We start from the raw sequence: 14399 nt of genomic DNA, 5'->3' as shown, positions 1-14399 counted from the left end.
TCGCATGGGTCTGACCGAAGACTGGCGACGCAAGCGCCGCCTCGATCTCCACCCCGCAACACGCCGCCTGCGGCTTTTGCCCGCCGCCGGCCGAGGCCGGCTTTGCATCGCCAACGAAAAAGTCCTCGCCGGATGTTGCGGGCCGATCGTCCCCGGTCGGCCGACCCGCATCGAGGTCGCAATGGTGCGGCCCGACAGGAAAAGGAATACGACAATGGCGACCATCGGCACCTTCACCAAGAACGAGAACGGCGTGGGCTTCACCGGCGCGGTCAAGACCCTGACCCTCAACGTCAAGGCCAAGTTTACCGCCACCGAGGGCGACAGCGAGCGCGGCCCCGACTTCCGTATCTTCGCCGGAGCCACCGAGTTCGGCGCAGCCTGGAAGAAGATCGCCCGCGAGACGCAGCGCGAATATCTCTCCGTCAAGCTGGACGATCCGAGCTTCCCGGCACCGATCTACGCCAGCCTGGTCGAAGCCGAGGACGGCAGCGGACACAACCTCATCTGGTCCCGCCGCAACGGCGACTAAGACCAGCTCCCCGAATTGCCCCGCTCAGCCGAGCGGGGCTTCTTCTTGCTCATGGCCGCCGCCTCTCAAGGAACAAGGAGATCGGGAGACACGGCCCTCGTGTCTGGGAGTATCCCGATCAGATCTTCTCCCCGGCCTCCGCTCCGCTCTGGCCGGGTGGAGTGCTTAGGGCTCCGCCCTCGGCGCACTTCGAGAGGCTCCCGCCCAGCTTCCTCCGCGCGTGCCGCGCTCCGTGCAGCCGGTTCCCCGCGAAGCCTCCCTCCGTTTGCACACCCGGTCTCGGCGACGGCCAGGGTTGCAGCGCAGCGCTGCGCTCCAACCCAAGCCAAAGGAAAGAGACCATGACCTATCATCATCTCGCCACCCGGTTCGGCCGCAATGCTCACCAGATCAGCGGGCGCGAAGCTCTCGACAACGAGGCGCTTTTCCGACACGTCCCGTCCATCTTCGCCCGCGAGGCGCATGACAGCCGGTCGGAGCGGTATGTCTATGTTCCCACCATCGACATTGTGGAAGGGTTGCGTCGGGAAGGATGGTTCCCGTTCTTCGCCGTGCAGTCGGTTCCGCGCGACGGCAGCCGCCACGGCCACGCCAAGCATATGCTGCGCCTGCGCCGGGATGACGGCATCGGCAAACCGGAGGCAGCGGAAGTCATCATCATCAATTCCCATGACGGGACCAGCAGCTACCAGATGTTCGCCGGGATGCTGCGTTTCGTCTGCACCAACAGCCTTGTGGCGGGCGAGCGGTTCGAGGACGTGCGCGTTCCCCACAAGGGCAACATCCAGCATGACATCATCGAAGGTGTCTATACCGTCGCGGAGGACTTCCCCCGGCTGATCGACGCCAGCGAGACCATGAAGGAAATCCAGCTTGGTGAAGATGAGCGCCGGGTTCTGGCCGAGGCCAGCCTTGTCGCCCGCTATGGCGAAGACGAAAGCCCGATCCGCCCGGACCAGATCATCCAGCCGCGCCGCCGCGAGGATGCCGGGCGAAGCCTCTGGATGACCTACAACACCATTCAGGAGAACATGGTGCGCGGCGGCTTGCACGGCCAGAAGCGCAATGCCGAAGGCCGCATTCGGCGCAGCCAGACCCGGCCCATCAACGGCATCGACCAGAACGTGACTCTCAATCGCGCGCTCTGGACGCTGGCCGAGGGGATGCAGCGCTTGAAGACGCGATGATCATCACGCCGTAGAGCCGGTTTCGGCTCTACGGCTTTCCGTTGCAAGTCCTCCGATTGCGCGATTTTTCCGTCGATCCGGCAGTGCGGATCGGCGGCGCGGCCGTGCGAAAAACACGGCCGCCGCTCGCCGGGCATGGCCCGGCTCGCAGAAACATGCCAGCACTGTTAAGTGAAAGATAACCAAGTGATTTATTCAGTTGCGCGTTTCAGTTATCGCGACTGAACGACTACAGCACCTTTCGGCCATCCTGAAATCTCTTTATCCGGGCGCGGCCCTGCGCTGCCCGGCATAGGGAGGTGACGCCATGTTGAGTATCGATTGGCGGGTTCCGGGGGCTTACGGGCACGCAAAGAAAATCGCGACTTCCGGTCTCGCTTGGGAATATCTCCGTCGCCACGACGGATACCGTGATGATTTCCTGTCGATCACCCGGATCGGGCGACCGGATGCCGAGCGGTTGGAAACATTTGCGCAACGCTGGGGATTGCGATTTCCCGCACGATCCCGATACGCTCTCTGACAGCCAATCCTTGTTCTGGTCTCCACGGCTTCAGCCGCAGGCGGTCATCCTCTCGCCCGTCGTGAACGAAACCGACGAGACCGAACCCGTCATCACGCTCGCCCGTCTTGATGGCCTTGACCTGCGCCGCGCTGCCGATGGCTGGCATGGCATCTGGCAGGCCGATGGCGTCACTCATCAATTCTGGCTGCCGAACGCCACACCGGACGCCACGACCCTCTATGTCGCCAGAGTGCCCCTCGATGCCTTCATGGACCTCCGCTCGCATGCTGCCCGTCGCTTCTGGCGTTCGGTCGAAGGGCGTCCGCCGGGACCGCCCTTCGGAAACCTGCCCAACCAGCTTCGGCAATGGCATATCCTGTCCCTGCGCGCGCTCGACGCGAAACTGCGCGGCGAGAGCTACCGAACCATCGCTGAAGTCCTCCTCGGCTTTCGCGGCACCAAAGAGGATTTCGAGAGCGATCCGCGCAAGAACAAGGCCCGCCGTCTCGTCGCCCACGGCTTTCAGATGATGCACGGCGGCTATCGGCTGCTGCTGCACTATCCGATCAAACGCGGCAGGACTTGACCGTCCTCGCGCTCACCGTTCGTCCGCCGCCGACTGGTCCAGAAGCCGCTTATAGCCCTCGCGCGAAAACCATTCGGCGCGCGCTAGATGGCTTTCCCAGCAACGCCGCGTCCGCGCTTCATCGTCAACAGGATCACGGTGCAGCACGATGCGCGCCGCTTCCTTCCAGTCGGCACCATCCGCTTTTGCGTCCAAAAGGCGCAGATAGGTGACGTGGTGCTGTTCGTCATAAGGCGTGATGGTGTTTCCCGCAGGCGCTATGTCGTCCACATCGGGATCGAGTTCGATGGGAGTTCTCATCGTCCTTCCCCTTCTTCCCGGAAGAGCCTTGCTTGCGGTGCGCCCCCGCAAATGGCCCCTCTGACCTGGTGATCGGGGAGTTAGTAACCGTGTTGGACGGCCCCATGACCTTTAGGCGAGAAGCCCTGGACATACGCCATGGGCTCCCCGACCATAAGGTTCGAGGAGTTTGGTGCCGTCACGGCCGGCACCAACCGCCAACAGGGGTTACTAAGCCCCGAAGCAGCGCGTCTGCTCTATCTGCGTTCTTATCCCAAGCACGCGGCAATGTCTTCGCCAATTCGGCGCGGCAAGCAATGAGCCGCCGCTGAAATCCCTTCGTTTTTTGCCTCGCAGGGGGGTGCCGCCAGCGCATAGGCGCGAATACGGCACGCTACAGGCCGCCGATCCCTCGCCATCGTTCGCCACAGCCCGCTGTCGCTCCCGACAGCCGCCTGTCTGACGAACCGGAGGTATTCCATATGGCGAGACGCAACGCAGACCTGCCGCCGCGCCTGCTGCGCACCAAGGAGGCCGCGCGCTTTCTCGGTATATCCATCCGCACCCTTGAGAAACACCGGACTTACGGGACCGGCCCTGTCTACCGCAAGATCGGTGGCCGCGTCCTCTACGCCGTCCGCGATCTCGAATCGTGGTCCGCTGTCGGAACCCGCAAATCCACCAGCGACAAGAACGCCGGCACGGTCTTTCCCGCGCGTCCGCTGACGCCCAAAGAGCGGGACGAACTGTAAAATGCTGCGCGACGACGATGCCCGGCCCGCGCAGCCGGCCGAAACCAGCGAACGCAGCCAGCTCGATCCCTTTGTTGTCGCGACGGGCGATGCGCCGCCGCGCGACCAGCGCGATCTGATGGAACGGCCCTTCTTCTCGCTCGGCAAACGTCCGCGCCTGAAACCGATTCGCTACAGGACCGCCGACGTGCAGGTGCAGGTCTTCGCCATGCCCGAGCACGGCATGGCGACGATATGGGACGCGGACGTGCTGATCTGGGCCGCCTCGCAGATCGTCGCGGCCGAGAACAGCGGCTTCGCCACGTCGCGGTTCTTCCGCTTCATGCCCTATCAGCTCCTGCGCGCGATCGGGCGAGCCACAGGCAATCGCGACTACATGCTGCTCAAGTCCGCGCTCGCCCGCCTGCAATCCACCGTCATCGCCACCACGATCCGCAACGGGAAGCATTGGCGGCGGCGGCAGTTCTCGTGGATCAACGAATGGGAGGAGATGACGACGCGCGCCGGGCGTGTCGAGGGCATGGAGTTCGTCCTGCCCGAATGGCTCTACACCAGCGTCATCGACCGCTCGCTGGTGCTGACCATCGACCCAGCATATTTCCGGCTGACCGGCGGCATCGAACGTTGGCTCTATCGCGTCGCCCGCAAGCACGCCGGACGCCAGCCCGAGGGTTGGACGTTCGAGGTTTCCCATCTCCATCAGAAGTCCGGCAGCCTCGCGCGACCGTCCGACTTCGCGCTCGACCTGCGCCGCATCGCGGCCCGCCAGCCGCTGCCCGGATACGGCCTCCAGATCGAATGGGAGGACGGGCGAGAACTGCTGCGTTTCCGGCCCGGAAATCCATCCACAGTGCCTGTGGAAACCCCTGTGAATCCTATCGGGACATTAGGCGCACGCAGTATCGGGACATTAGGCGCAAATCGCGCGACGGACTCTATAGAAGAATCTAACAGAGAATCTAACTCTTCTTCTTTGACGCGCGCGCACGCGATCCGTGGTGCCGGTGCCACCCGGCGGGGTTCGCCATGACCGGGCATCCACCACGCCGGATGCACGGCCGTCTGCTGAACAACGAGCCGCCCGCCTTCACCACGCTGGTCGAACTGACGTTCCAGAAGCAGAAGATCGAGCACTGGATCAGGTTCGGCCGCAAGAGCTACGAACAGATACTCGACCGCCGCCGCAGCGTCGTCGGCTTCGCGCCGGAGAGCGTCTTCGCCTTCGTCCGCTGGGCGAGAGGCGACCATGGCACGATCATCTCGCGCATCGACATCGTGCGCGCGGTTCGTCGCGGCGAGCCGTTCCAGACGCTGCCTTTCGTGCGTCCCGGCGGCGAAATCCTGTTGCGCCTCGACGGCTGGCCCAAGGTGCAGCGCGCGCTTGCCGCCATCGACGCCGTTGACGCGCTCGGCCTCGATCCGGCCGACGCCTCGCCGGATCACTGGCGGCACGTCCACAACCGCCTGACGGCCGGTCTGGAGCCGCACGCCTACACCCCCGAGCGACACGCCGCCTGGCTTCATCGCTGCAGGATCGACCCATGACGCGCCGCCGCATCCTCACAGTGTCGTTGTTCGCCGTGATCGGTATCGCTGCCGGAAGCGCGGTCGATTGGCCCGCGAAACTGATCTGGAACACGACGGCGAGCGCGCCGGTCGGCTTCTACACCGTCGCGCCGGCCGACCGGATCGAGGTACCGGAGCTGGTCGCCGTCATGCCGCCCGAACCGCTCGCCCTCTTCATGGTTGAACGCGGCTATGTCGCGCGCGGCGTGCCGCTGCTCAAGCGCGTCCTCGGCCTGCCGGGACAGCGCGTGTGCCGCGTGCGATCCACCATCACGGTGGACGACGTGGAGATGGGCGACGCGCTGGAGCGCGACAGTCTCGGCCGCGATCTGCCCGTCTGGCAGGGCTGCCGCGTCATCGGCGACGGCGAACTCTTCTTCATGAATTGGGACGTTCGAGACAGCCTCGACGGCCGCTACTTCGGACCCATCCCCGCAGATTCCGTCATCGGCCGAGCGGTCCCGCTCTGGACCGATCCCGAAGGCGACGGCCGCTACGAATGGCGCGCGCCGACGCATTGATCCCGCTTTCCGATCAGCGGGAGCGGTGCCCGCCGATGGTTCTTTTCAACCTCACCGCCAAGGAGACTGTCATGCCACAGATTGGCGAATTCACGCGCGACGAGACCGGCTTCATCGGACACCTCGGGACGCTCTTCCTGCATCCGGACATCATCATCGTCGCGGCAGAACCCTCCGACGCGGAGAACGCACCAGATTATCGCGTTCACCTCTTCGACGGCATGAGCAACGAAACCGGCCCGGAGATCGGCGCGGCATGGAAACGCACCGGCGAGAAGGCCGGCGAATACCTTTCCGTGCTGATCGACGACCCGGCCTTGGCGCAGCCGATCCGCGCCAACCTGTTCCGCGACGACGATACGGGCGCATCGTGGTCGCTGCACTGGAGCCGTCCGAAACCGCGCGACGAGCGGGACTGAGGCCATGCGATCCAGCGTCATGCCCACGCTCAAAAGCCCCATCCCGTTGTTCGCGAAAAAGCCGGCTCATCCCGTCGTCCCGCTCGGGCGCAGGACGGCCGGCGCGCGCAACGAAGGTCAAGGGCGGCCATCGGCCGGCGCTTGCGCCTTGCCCTTGACCGCAGCGAGCACGCTGGCAGGCTGGCGTCGTGGCGGAGACAGGGCGGCATGGCGTTGGATCGTTCTCGCAGCGCTCGGCGGGCTCTGGCTTGGCGGCGGTTCGGCGGCGGCGGTCGCGCAATCGACGCCCGTTGTTCGTCCCGCCGCCGTCGATCTTCAGGCCGATCATATCGCCGAGGCGTCGCAGCGCTTCGGTATTCCCGAAGCGTGGATTCGGGCCGTGCTGCGTGCCGAGAGCGCAGGCGATGTGCGGGCCGTTTCGTCGGCCGGCGCAATGGGATTGATGCAGGTGATGCCGGCGACATGGACAGAACTGCGCGGCCGATACGGTCTCGGCCGCGATCCCTACGAACCGCGTGACAACATCCTCGCCGGCACCGCCTATCTGCGCGAAATGTTCGACCGCTACGGCAATGTCGCGGCGATGCTCGCCGCCTACAATGCCGGTCCCGGCCGCTATGACGAATATCTTTCGACTGGCCGCACATTGCCCGCTGAGACCCGTGCCTATGTCGCCGCGCTCGCGCCCGTTCTCGGCGGCGCGGCCGCGCCCGATATGCCGTTACCCGCACCGCCGCCGCCGCCGGATTGGCGCGAGGCACCGCTGTTCGCCATGCGCTCGGCCGACGCTCCGGCTGCCGTCGCGTTGCCCCCCGAGGCGCAGTCCGGCGACGCTCATGCGACCGTTCCGGTGCGCGACCCTGCCGATGCAGAGCCGCAGGGCGACGGCATGTTCGTGGCCCGCGCGAGGGACGGAGGAACGCCATGAAGATGGGGTTCCCGCGCTTCGCGGCGGGCATTCCGGTGTCCAGTCAGGCAGATTTGCGTCTGGCTGGATTCCCGGCAGGAAGAGCGGAAAGGGCAGAAAAAGCGGAGGGCAAGATTGAAGAAACCGGCACCATATCGGGCCGGTTTCCGAAATTGTTGTTGTCTGCACACTGGTTGGGCGACCGATTCCGGCACCATGGTTTTGAGCGGCAGAGTGCCGCGATTTCGTGCAACGCCTTGGCGTCGCTGGATTTTGACCGGCACCATAGCCGCCGATTGCCCGATTTTCCGCGATTTCGCTCAGAGGCGCAGCCTTGAGCGCCGACGACGAAAACCGCTTCCGGCCGAAGTCCGGTCGCATCCGCTCGGACACGCCGCGCGCGGGCAAGACCAAGAGCTTTCTCACTCAGGCCAAGAAGATCGCCCGGCAGCAGCGTAGAACCTCGCCGCGCGTCGGTTTTGGAACGGCCGCGTTCACGCCGTCAGCGCCTGCCGGTCGCCATGCCGTGCTGTCGAGCGGCAAGGGCGTGAAGAGAGGACGCGGCGCGGTCTTCGTCCGAACCCGCAATCTCGGCGGCGGCTGGAATCATCGTCAGCCGGGCGTGCGGCGCGTCATCGTTCAGCAGCGTTACATTCTTCACCCTGGAAAGACCCGCAAGGCGCAAGCCCATCTGCGCTATATCCAGCGCGACGGCACCTCGCGCGATGGCGAGCGAGGACAGCTCTATTCGTCGCATGAGGATCGCGCCGATGGCGACGCCTTCCTTGATCGCGGCAAGGACGATCGCCATCAATTCCAGTTCATCGTCTCACCGGAAGACGGGGCGGAGCTATCCGACCTAACGGCCTATACCCGCGACCTCATGAGCCGGGTGGAAGGCGACCTCGGCACCAAGCTCGATTGGATCGCGGTCAACCACTACAATACCGGCCATCCCCACGTGCATGTCATCGTCCGGGGCAAAGATGATCTGGGGCAGGATCTGGTCATCAACGGCGACTATATCGTTCATGGCATCCGCGAGCGCGCCAGTGAGCTGGCGACGCTGGAACTCGGCCAAGTGACCGAGATCGAGCAGGCCCACAAGCTCACCATCGAAATAGATCAGGATCGTTTCACGCGCCTCGACCGTGCCATGGCCGAGGAAGCCGATGCGCGTTTCCTCGACTTGCGCCAAGAGCCGGGAGAACCGAAGCGGCAATTCGAGCGGAGCCTTCGCCTTCGCCGGCTTTCCAAGCTGGGGAGGATGGGCCTCGCCACCGAACACGGGCCTGGCGTCTGGGAATTGAACGAGCGACTGGAACCGACCCTGCGCGAGCTTGGCGAACGCGGCGACATTATCCGCACCATGCAAAAGTCGCTCGCCGCCGACGGGCTGGAACGCGATCCGATGACCTTCCGCATCCATGAGGGCGCACCCGCTGCGCCCGTCACTGGCCGCGTTCTCGACAAGTATCTCGCCAATGAGCTGGGCGACAATCTCACCATCGTCGTGGACGGGATCGACGGGCGGACGCATCACATCGCCAACATCGACCCCATGCAGTTGGAGGATGCCCGGATCGGCGGCGTCATCGAGATCGGCCGTGCCGAGGCGACGGCCCGGCCGTCCGACCGCAGCATTGCCGCCGTCGCCGAGGACGGCATCTATCGTCCGAGCCGCCATCTGGAGCAGGCGAAATTCGAGGGCCGAGTTCCAGGCGGCGATTACGAGGGCTATGTCGATGCCCATGTGCGCCGGCTGGAGGCGCTACGCCGCGCCGGAATCGCGGAGCGGATCGACGCCGACCAATGGCGCATCCCCGAGGATTTCGAGAGCCGCGCCGCGAGCTATGACGCCGGCCGCACACGGCAGGCAAGCGTTCGCGTCCTGTCGGCCTTCGACCTGGAGAAGCAGATAGGCGCGGATGGCGTGACCTGGCTCGACCGCCGGATGATCCATAGCGAGACCACCGACCTTGCCCCGGCCGGGTTCGGTCAGGAGGTGCGCGAGGCCATCGACCGCCGCCGTGAACATCACGTCGAACAGGGCGACGCGAACCGAACGCGGGATGGCCGCATCTTCTACCGGCGCAGCCTTCTCGCCACGTTGCGCGAACGGGAGGTTGCCCGCGTCGGCGCGGAGATGGCGGAGAGCAAGGGATTGCCCTTCCGTGCCGCCAAGGATGGCGAGAGCGTCAGCGGCAAGTTCACCGGCACTGTCCAGCTAACGAGCGGCAAGTTCGCCCTGGTCGAAAAGAGCCACGAGTTCACCCTTGTCCCGTGGCGGCCGGTGATCGACCGCCAGTTCGGCCGCGAGGTCACGGGCATCGTGCAGGGCGGTTCGGTGTCGTGGCAGTTGGGACGGCAGAGGGGGTTGGGGCTGTGACAGTCATCACTCGGAGAGAAGCGTCTCGCCCATAAAATCCACGAAGACGCGGAGCTTGGACGACATATGCCGGCTCGACGGCCACAGGAGCCGGAACGTCCCTTCATGCCATGTGTGCCCTGCAAGCACAGCCTGCAATCGGCCACTTCGCAATTGCTCCCGGATCGCGAAGTCGGGAAGACACGCGATGCCGAGGTCCGCCGCCGCCATGTCGATTAATGGCTCGATGGTATTTGCCACCGCTGTTCGCGGGAGATCGACATCGACAGGCTCGCCGTCGTTGAGGAGCGGCCAGCGTTCCAACTTCCCACTGGTCGCGTATCGGTGGTGCAGGCACGAGTGATGTCGCAGATCATCGGGCGAGCGGGGTTCGCCGCGCCGTTCGATGTAGCCGGGCGAGCAGACCAGCATCAGCCGGAACGGGCCGAGCGTGCGCGTCATCAGCCGTGAGTCGCGGACATCGCCCGCGCGGATCACGGCATCGAACCCCTCGTCGATCACGTCCACCAGCCGGTCGGTGAAGTCGAGATCGAGTTCGATGGCTGGATATGCCTGCATGAAGGCGGTCAGCGCGGGCATCATCAACATGCCCGCAAGAGGCAGGCTGACCCGTAAAGTGCCTCTCGGCGTCTCGCGCGTGCTGGTGACTTCCAGTTCGGCCGCTTCGAACTCGCCGAGGATGCGCCGGCTGCGTTCGAGAAAGCACGCGCCTTCCGGCGTCAGCGTGACGGTGCGCGTGGAGCGATGCAGGAGGCGCACGCCAAGATGCTCCTCCAGGCGCGCTATCGCCTTTCCGATCGCAGAGGACGACAGGCCAAGCTGCTGACCCGCCGTGGTGAAATTGCGCGCATCAGCCGCGTGGACGAAGATTTTCAAGGTTCCGAACGTATCCAATGGCGCCTCACCAATCCGGAATATTGTTCCGTTATGTTCGGAATTGTAGCGCAATTCTCCAGGGAGTGCAGCCGGAATATGTCGAAGGCAACGGGGTGCGACGAGCGCCGGACGCTGCGCGCCGCCGCCCTCCGAACCGAGTCATTCCATATTTCAAAGGCGTTCTATGAGTTCGACAAGCCAGACATGCGAAGCGGCTGGAGACCAGCCGACACCTTCAACCCAACATGCCGTGCCGCCGGATCGGCTCCCGCTTGCGAACCTGCTGGCGCTGGCGGTCGCAACCTTTATCACGGTGCTGACCGAGGCGCTGCCGGCCGGTATCTTGCCGCTGATAAGCAGTGATCTGGCCATCTCCGAAGCGTTGGCCGGGCAACTCGTCACCGTCTATGCCATCGGGACCCTTCTCACCGCCATTCCGCTGACGGCGGCGACGCAGGGCTTTCGCCGCCGCCCCCTGCTGGTGATCGCCATCGGCGGTTTTGCAGTCGTCAATCTCGTCACCGCGTTCTCCACCAGCTATGCCCTGACCTTGGGTGCGCGCTTCGTGGCCGGGATGTTCGCGGGGCTGCTGTGGGCGCTGGCGGCCGGTTATGCGGTCCGCATGGTGCCCGAGCACCTCAAGGGGCGCTCGATGACGATCGCGATGCTCGGCGTTCCGCTTGCGCTCTCGATCGGCATACCGGCATTCACCTTCCTCGCCTCGCTGACGGGTTGGCGGGTGGTGTTCGGCTTGATGAGCCTGCTGGCGGTGGTTCTGCTCTTTTGGGTTTTCCTGCGTCTACCGGATTTTCCCGGTCAGACCGGAGAACGCCGCTTGTCGCTGGCGAGCGTTGTGAGGATTCCGGGCATTCGTTCGGTGCTGTTCGCCACCTTCGCCTTCGTGCTCGCGCACAACATCCTCTACACCTATATCGCGCCGTTTCTTACAGTCTCTGGGCTTCATGAACGCGTCGATCTGATCCTGCTGGTTTTCGGCGTCGTCGCGTTGGCAAGCATCTGGGTCATCGGTGTCCTGATCGACCGCTGGCTGCGCGAACTCGTTCTGGGTAGCACGCTGCTGTTCATAGCTGCAGCCTTGATCCTGGGGCTTCAAGGCACCAACGCCACGGCCGTCATCATGGGCGTCGTGATATGGGGCCTAGCATGGGGCGGCGCGGCTACGCTCTTCCAAACCGCCTCGGCCAAGGCCGCCGGCGAGGCTGCCGATGTAGCGCAATCCATGATCGTCACCGTCTGGAATCTTGCGATGGCGGGCGGTGGGATCGTCGGTGGAGTGCTTCTGGAGAGCGCAGGAGTCAGTGCATTCCCATGGACGCTGATTGCGCTGCTCGTCTTCGCATTCGTCGTTGTCGCCTCGGCGCGACAGCATGGGTTTCCTGTTCGTGTCCAGCGATGACTATTGGTGAGCGACGATGCGTCGGGGACCCCGCTTCAAATCGTCGGCGTTGTGCTTGTCATCGGCAGCATCTGGCTCGGCCAACGCGAGATGAGGAACGACCGTTAATGCGGTCGGGCGCGCGCATAGACGACGAGGCGCAGATGCTGCCCGCCATCAACGGTGAGGGAGGTGTGCTCGAAGGCGACAGGCTGTCCCTCCACGCGGATCATGCGCGTGCCGGTGCAAGGGGCATGAACATTCTGGCTGCGCCACCAGTGCTTGAACTCGGGCGAAACGGCTTCCAGCTCCGCGACCACTCCCTTGGCGTCCGCATCCTCTCGCGCGGCAGCGAAGTCGCGGCGGAAGCTGGCGAGCATGGCGGGGGCTTGGCTCTTCCAATCGACGATCGCATCGCGCAGCGTGGGATCGGTGAAGAGAAGCCGCAGCAGGTTTCGGCGGCCGGAATCATGTCTGGCAAAGCCGAACAGGCTGTCCGCTGGCGGGTTGAAGGCCAGCACGTCCCAGCGCAAATTGATGATGTAGGCGGCATGAGGCGCAAGGTCCTCGACCAGCCGGCCCGCCAGCGACGGCACGGTGCAGAAGGTCTTGCCCGGCTCGGCAGGCGGCCGCTCATGGGCGAGCAGGAACAGATGACGCCGCTCGGCCGCGTCGAGCTTGAGGACGCGCGCGAGATTGTCGAGGAAATCGGCCGAGACGCCGATCTCACGTCCCTGTTCCAGCCATGTGTACCAGGTGAGCCCGACGCCTGCGAGCGCCGCAACCTCCTCGCGCCGCAGGCCCGGTGTGCGTCTGCGCCGTCCATTGGGCAGGCCGACATCCTCCGGCGACAGCCGCTCGCGACGAGTGCGCAGGAACTCGGCCAGTTCAGAGCGGGTGCGTTCAAGGGTGCGCATGGTTCAGCCTATTACCCAAAGCAACAGCATAAGAGGTTAAATTGTAACTGGATGAAGACAATGGAATCCCTACTGCGTCACGACCAGAGGACGCAAGATGAATTCCGACGCCTGCACCGCCGAACCGCTTTCCCCTATACCGACCGAGACTGCCCGTCGTCGGCCTTGGCTGGGTCTCTCGATCCTGCTGCTCGCGGGGTTCGTGACGATCTTCGACCTGTTCGTGGTCAATGTCGCCATCCCCTCCATGCAGGCCGAATTGGGGGCGAGCCTGTCTCAGATCGGCTTCATCGTCGCCGGATACGAGTTGGCCTTCGGCGTGCTCCTCGTCACCGGCGGACGGCTGGGCGATCTCTACGGGCGGCGGCGACTGTTCGTCCTCGGCATGGCGGGCTTCACGCTCGCTTCGCTCCTCTGCGGCATCGCTCCGACCGTCGAGGTGCTGATCGGGGCGCGCGTGGCGCAGGGGCTGGCGGCGGCGCTGCTCTCCCCACAGGTCTACGCCTCGATCCGGGTGAACTTTTCCGGCGACGACAGCCGCCGCGCCTTCGGCTTCCTCGGCATGACGCTCGGCCTTGCGGCAATCGCGGGACAGATCCTCGGCGGATTTCTGGTGGAGGCGAACCTGTTCGATCTCGGCGGGCGCACGATCTTCCTCATCAACGTGCCCATCGGCATTTTCGCGATTGCCATGGCGCGGTTCATTCCAGAGACGCTTTCGCCCGAGCGCCCGGCGCTCGACTGGCCAGGCGTTGCGCTGGTCAGCCTCGGGCTGACGCTCCTGCTCGTGCCGCTGATCGAAGCCCCGACCTATGGCTGGTCGCTCTGGAGCTTTCTCGCGCTCGCCGGAGCCGCCATCCTGCTCGTCGCCTTCTACCGCCATCAGGAAGGCCGCCGCAAAGCCGGCCACCAGCCGCTAGTGGACATGGCGTTGATGCGCCAGCCGCGCTTTGCGCAAGGCGGGTTGCTGGTTCTCCTGATCTATTCGACGTCTTCCTCCTTCTTCCTCTGCTTCGCGCTGCTGGCGCAGACGGGTTTCGGCCTCAGCCCCTTCGAGGCCGGCAGCATCTTCGTGCCGTGCTCGATCGCCTTCGTGATCCTCTCCTTGAGCGCGCCGCGCTTGGTCGCCCGCTTCGGGACGCCGGCCATCGCCATGGGGGCGCTGGTCTACGCGATCGGGCTCGGCGTGCTGATCGCACAGGTTTGGATCGCGGGAGCCGATCTCGTCGTCGCCCATCTCATCCCGGCACTGATCGTCATCGGCGGGGCGCAGGCGATGATCATGACGCCGCTGCTCAACCTCGTGCTCGGCTTTGTGGAGGAACGACAGGCCGGCATGGGCTCGGGCGTGATTTCCACGCTCCAGCAGGTCGGCGCGGCGCTCGGCGTGGCGGCGGTCGGCATCCTCTTCGGCGCGGCGCTCGGGGCTGGCCTGGAGGGACAGACCGCGCTTTACGCTTCTGCCTTCGTCTCGGGCATGAGCTACAACGTCGCCGCCGCCACGATCACCGCCGCCTTGCTCGTATCTATCGCCAAGCAAAGCCGTTGAGTCAGCACGCCGGCGTCG

General features: G+C 64.9%; 17 protein-coding genes. 14 read left to right on the top strand and 3 right to left on the bottom strand.

The window, feature by feature from the left end; translation table 11 throughout:
• Positions 1 to 214: 214 nt before the first annotated feature.
• The 4 genes from IGS74_RS17945 (at position 215) to IGS74_RS17935 (ending at position 2810) form a co-directional block, all read left to right on the top strand.
• Positions 215 to 532, top strand: a complete 318-nt coding sequence (locus IGS74_RS17945) for a DUF736 domain-containing protein (protein ID WP_192387957.1) — start codon at positions 215 to 217, stop codon at positions 530 to 532.
• A 341-nt stretch (positions 533 to 873) separates the two neighbouring features.
• A complete protein-coding gene (locus IGS74_RS17940) occupies positions 874 to 1719 on the top strand; it encodes a DUF932 domain-containing protein (protein ID WP_192387955.1) in 846 nt (281 codons plus the stop codon).
• 307 nt (positions 1720 to 2026) lie between these two features.
• Positions 2027 to 2242, top strand: coding sequence for a DUF6499 domain-containing protein (locus IGS74_RS20340; protein ID WP_246722682.1), 216 nt, complete (start codon positions 2027 to 2029; stop codon positions 2240 to 2242).
• A 46-nt stretch (positions 2243 to 2288) separates the two neighbouring features.
• Entirely contained in the window at positions 2289 to 2810 is a 522-nt protein-coding gene (locus tag IGS74_RS17935) for a DUF2285 domain-containing protein (protein ID WP_246723178.1), read from the top strand.
• Positions 2811 to 2822: 12 nt separating this feature from the next.
• Here the strand turns inward: IGS74_RS17935 and IGS74_RS17930 are convergent, their stop codons facing one another.
• The gene (locus tag IGS74_RS17930) at positions 2823 to 3110 is read right to left on the bottom strand and encodes a DUF2285 domain-containing protein (RefSeq protein WP_192387952.1); all 288 of its coding nucleotides are present in this window, start codon (positions 3108 to 3110) and stop codon (positions 2823 to 2825) included.
• 461 nt (positions 3111 to 3571) lie between these two features.
• Between IGS74_RS17930 and IGS74_RS17925 the strand changes: the two genes are divergently transcribed.
• From IGS74_RS17925 to IGS74_RS17890, 8 genes are all read left to right on the top strand, one after another.
• Positions 3572 to 3841 (top strand): helix-turn-helix domain-containing protein, encoded by a 270-nt coding sequence (locus tag IGS74_RS17925; RefSeq protein WP_192387950.1) that lies wholly within the window; start codon positions 3572 to 3574, stop codon positions 3839 to 3841.
• 1 nt (position 3842) lies between these two features.
• The gene (locus IGS74_RS17920; protein ID WP_192387948.1) at positions 3843 to 4871 is read left to right on the top strand and encodes a replication initiator protein A; all 1029 of its coding nucleotides are present in this window, start codon (positions 3843 to 3845) and stop codon (positions 4869 to 4871) included.
• On the top strand, positions 4868 to 5386 hold the full coding sequence (locus IGS74_RS17915; protein WP_192387946.1) for a DUF2840 domain-containing protein: 519 nt from the start codon (positions 4868 to 4870) through the stop codon (positions 5384 to 5386). The genes IGS74_RS17920 and IGS74_RS17915 overlap by 4 nt, the downstream gene beginning before the upstream one ends.
• On the top strand, positions 5383 to 5928 hold the full coding sequence (locus IGS74_RS17910) for a S26 family signal peptidase (RefSeq protein WP_192387944.1): 546 nt from the start codon (positions 5383 to 5385) through the stop codon (positions 5926 to 5928). Before IGS74_RS17915 ends, IGS74_RS17910 begins: the two co-directional genes overlap by 4 nt.
• A gap of 71 nt (positions 5929 to 5999) precedes the next feature.
• On the top strand, positions 6000 to 6347 hold the full coding sequence (locus IGS74_RS17905) for a DUF736 domain-containing protein (protein ID WP_192391873.1): 348 nt from the start codon (positions 6000 to 6002) through the stop codon (positions 6345 to 6347).
• Positions 6348 to 6351: 4 nt separating this feature from the next.
• Positions 6352 to 7275 (top strand): lytic transglycosylase domain-containing protein, encoded by a 924-nt coding sequence (locus IGS74_RS17900; protein ID WP_192387942.1) that lies wholly within the window; start codon positions 6352 to 6354, stop codon positions 7273 to 7275.
• Complete coding sequence (locus IGS74_RS17895; RefSeq protein WP_192387940.1) at positions 7272 to 7592, top strand: hypothetical protein; 321 nt, start codon at positions 7272 to 7274, stop codon at positions 7590 to 7592. The genes IGS74_RS17900 and IGS74_RS17895 overlap by 4 nt, the downstream gene beginning before the upstream one ends.
• A 545-nt stretch (positions 7593 to 8137) precedes the next feature.
• Positions 8138 to 9643 carry a DUF3363 domain-containing protein gene (locus IGS74_RS17890; protein ID WP_348641897.1) on the top strand — a complete coding sequence of 502 codons (1506 nt, stop codon included), beginning with the start codon at positions 8138 to 8140 and terminating at the stop codon, positions 9641 to 9643.
• Between the two features lie 6 nt (positions 9644 to 9649).
• Here IGS74_RS17890 and IGS74_RS17885 read toward each other — a convergent pair whose 3' ends face one another.
• Complete coding sequence (locus tag IGS74_RS17885) at positions 9650 to 10519, bottom strand: LysR family transcriptional regulator (RefSeq protein ID WP_246722680.1); 870 nt, start codon at positions 10517 to 10519, stop codon at positions 9650 to 9652.
• A gap of 184 nt (positions 10520 to 10703) precedes the next feature.
• Here IGS74_RS17885 and IGS74_RS17880 point away from each other — a divergent pair, with 184 nt between their 5' ends.
• Entirely contained in the window at positions 10704 to 11936 is a 1233-nt protein-coding gene (locus tag IGS74_RS17880) for an MFS transporter (protein WP_192387936.1), read from the top strand.
• 104 nt (positions 11937 to 12040) lie between these two features.
• Here the strand turns inward: IGS74_RS17880 and IGS74_RS17875 are convergent, their stop codons facing one another.
• Positions 12041 to 12832 carry a helix-turn-helix transcriptional regulator gene (locus IGS74_RS17875; protein WP_192387934.1) on the bottom strand — a complete coding sequence of 264 codons (792 nt, stop codon included), beginning with the start codon at positions 12830 to 12832 and terminating at the stop codon, positions 12041 to 12043.
• 97 nt (positions 12833 to 12929) lie between these two features.
• Between IGS74_RS17875 and IGS74_RS17870 the strand changes: the two genes are divergently transcribed.
• Complete coding sequence (locus tag IGS74_RS17870) at positions 12930 to 14381, top strand: MFS transporter (RefSeq protein WP_192387932.1); 1452 nt, start codon at positions 12930 to 12932, stop codon at positions 14379 to 14381.
• Positions 14382 to 14399: the final 18 nt, after the last annotated feature.

The sequence above is a fragment of the Aureimonas sp. OT7 genome, from assembly GCF_014844055.1.
GTDB classification, from domain to species: domain Bacteria; phylum Pseudomonadota; class Alphaproteobacteria; order Rhizobiales; family Rhizobiaceae; genus Aureimonas; species Aureimonas altamirensis_A.
The sequence above is the reverse complement of the archived record's forward strand: the minus strand, read 5'-3'. Positions and strand labels throughout refer to the sequence as shown.

What these genes read in the sequence shown, in the direction of transcription:
- IGS74_RS17900 (WP_192387942.1), top strand. Translation starts at nt 6,352, where the DNA reads ATGCGATCCAGCGTCATGCCCACGCTCAAAAGCCCCATCCCGTTGTTC.
- IGS74_RS17945 (WP_192387957.1), top strand. Translation starts at nt 215, where the DNA reads ATGGCGACCATCGGCACCTTCACCAAGAACGAGAACGGCGTGGGCTTC.
- IGS74_RS17870 (WP_192387932.1), top strand. Translation starts at nt 12,930, where the DNA reads ATGAATTCCGACGCCTGCACCGCCGAACCGCTTTCCCCTATACCGACC.
- IGS74_RS17925 (WP_192387950.1), top strand. Translation starts at nt 3,572, where the DNA reads ATGGCGAGACGCAACGCAGACCTGCCGCCGCGCCTGCTGCGCACCAAG.
- IGS74_RS17905 (WP_192391873.1), top strand. Translation starts at nt 6,000, where the DNA reads ATGCCACAGATTGGCGAATTCACGCGCGACGAGACCGGCTTCATCGGA.
- IGS74_RS17895 (WP_192387940.1), top strand. Translation starts at nt 7,272, where the DNA reads ATGAAGATGGGGTTCCCGCGCTTCGCGGCGGGCATTCCGGTGTCCAGT.
- IGS74_RS20340 (WP_246722682.1), top strand. Translation starts at nt 2,027, where the DNA reads ATGTTGAGTATCGATTGGCGGGTTCCGGGGGCTTACGGGCACGCAAAG.
- IGS74_RS17915 (WP_192387946.1), top strand. Translation starts at nt 4,868, where the DNA reads ATGACCGGGCATCCACCACGCCGGATGCACGGCCGTCTGCTGAACAAC.
- IGS74_RS17880 (WP_192387936.1), top strand. Translation starts at nt 10,704, where the DNA reads ATGAGTTCGACAAGCCAGACATGCGAAGCGGCTGGAGACCAGCCGACA.
- IGS74_RS17910 (WP_192387944.1), top strand. Translation starts at nt 5,383, where the DNA reads ATGACGCGCCGCCGCATCCTCACAGTGTCGTTGTTCGCCGTGATCGGT.
- IGS74_RS17890 (WP_348641897.1), top strand. Translation starts at nt 8,138, where the DNA reads ATGAGCCGGGTGGAAGGCGACCTCGGCACCAAGCTCGATTGGATCGCG.
- IGS74_RS17875 (WP_192387934.1), bottom strand. Translation starts at nt 12,832, where the DNA reads ATGCGCACCCTTGAACGCACCCGCTCTGAACTGGCCGAGTTCCTGCGC.
- IGS74_RS17920 (WP_192387948.1), top strand. Translation starts at nt 3,843, where the DNA reads ATGCTGCGCGACGACGATGCCCGGCCCGCGCAGCCGGCCGAAACCAGC.
- IGS74_RS17940 (WP_192387955.1), top strand. Translation starts at nt 874, where the DNA reads ATGACCTATCATCATCTCGCCACCCGGTTCGGCCGCAATGCTCACCAG.
- IGS74_RS17930 (WP_192387952.1), bottom strand. Translation starts at nt 3,110, where the DNA reads ATGAGAACTCCCATCGAACTCGATCCCGATGTGGACGACATAGCGCCT.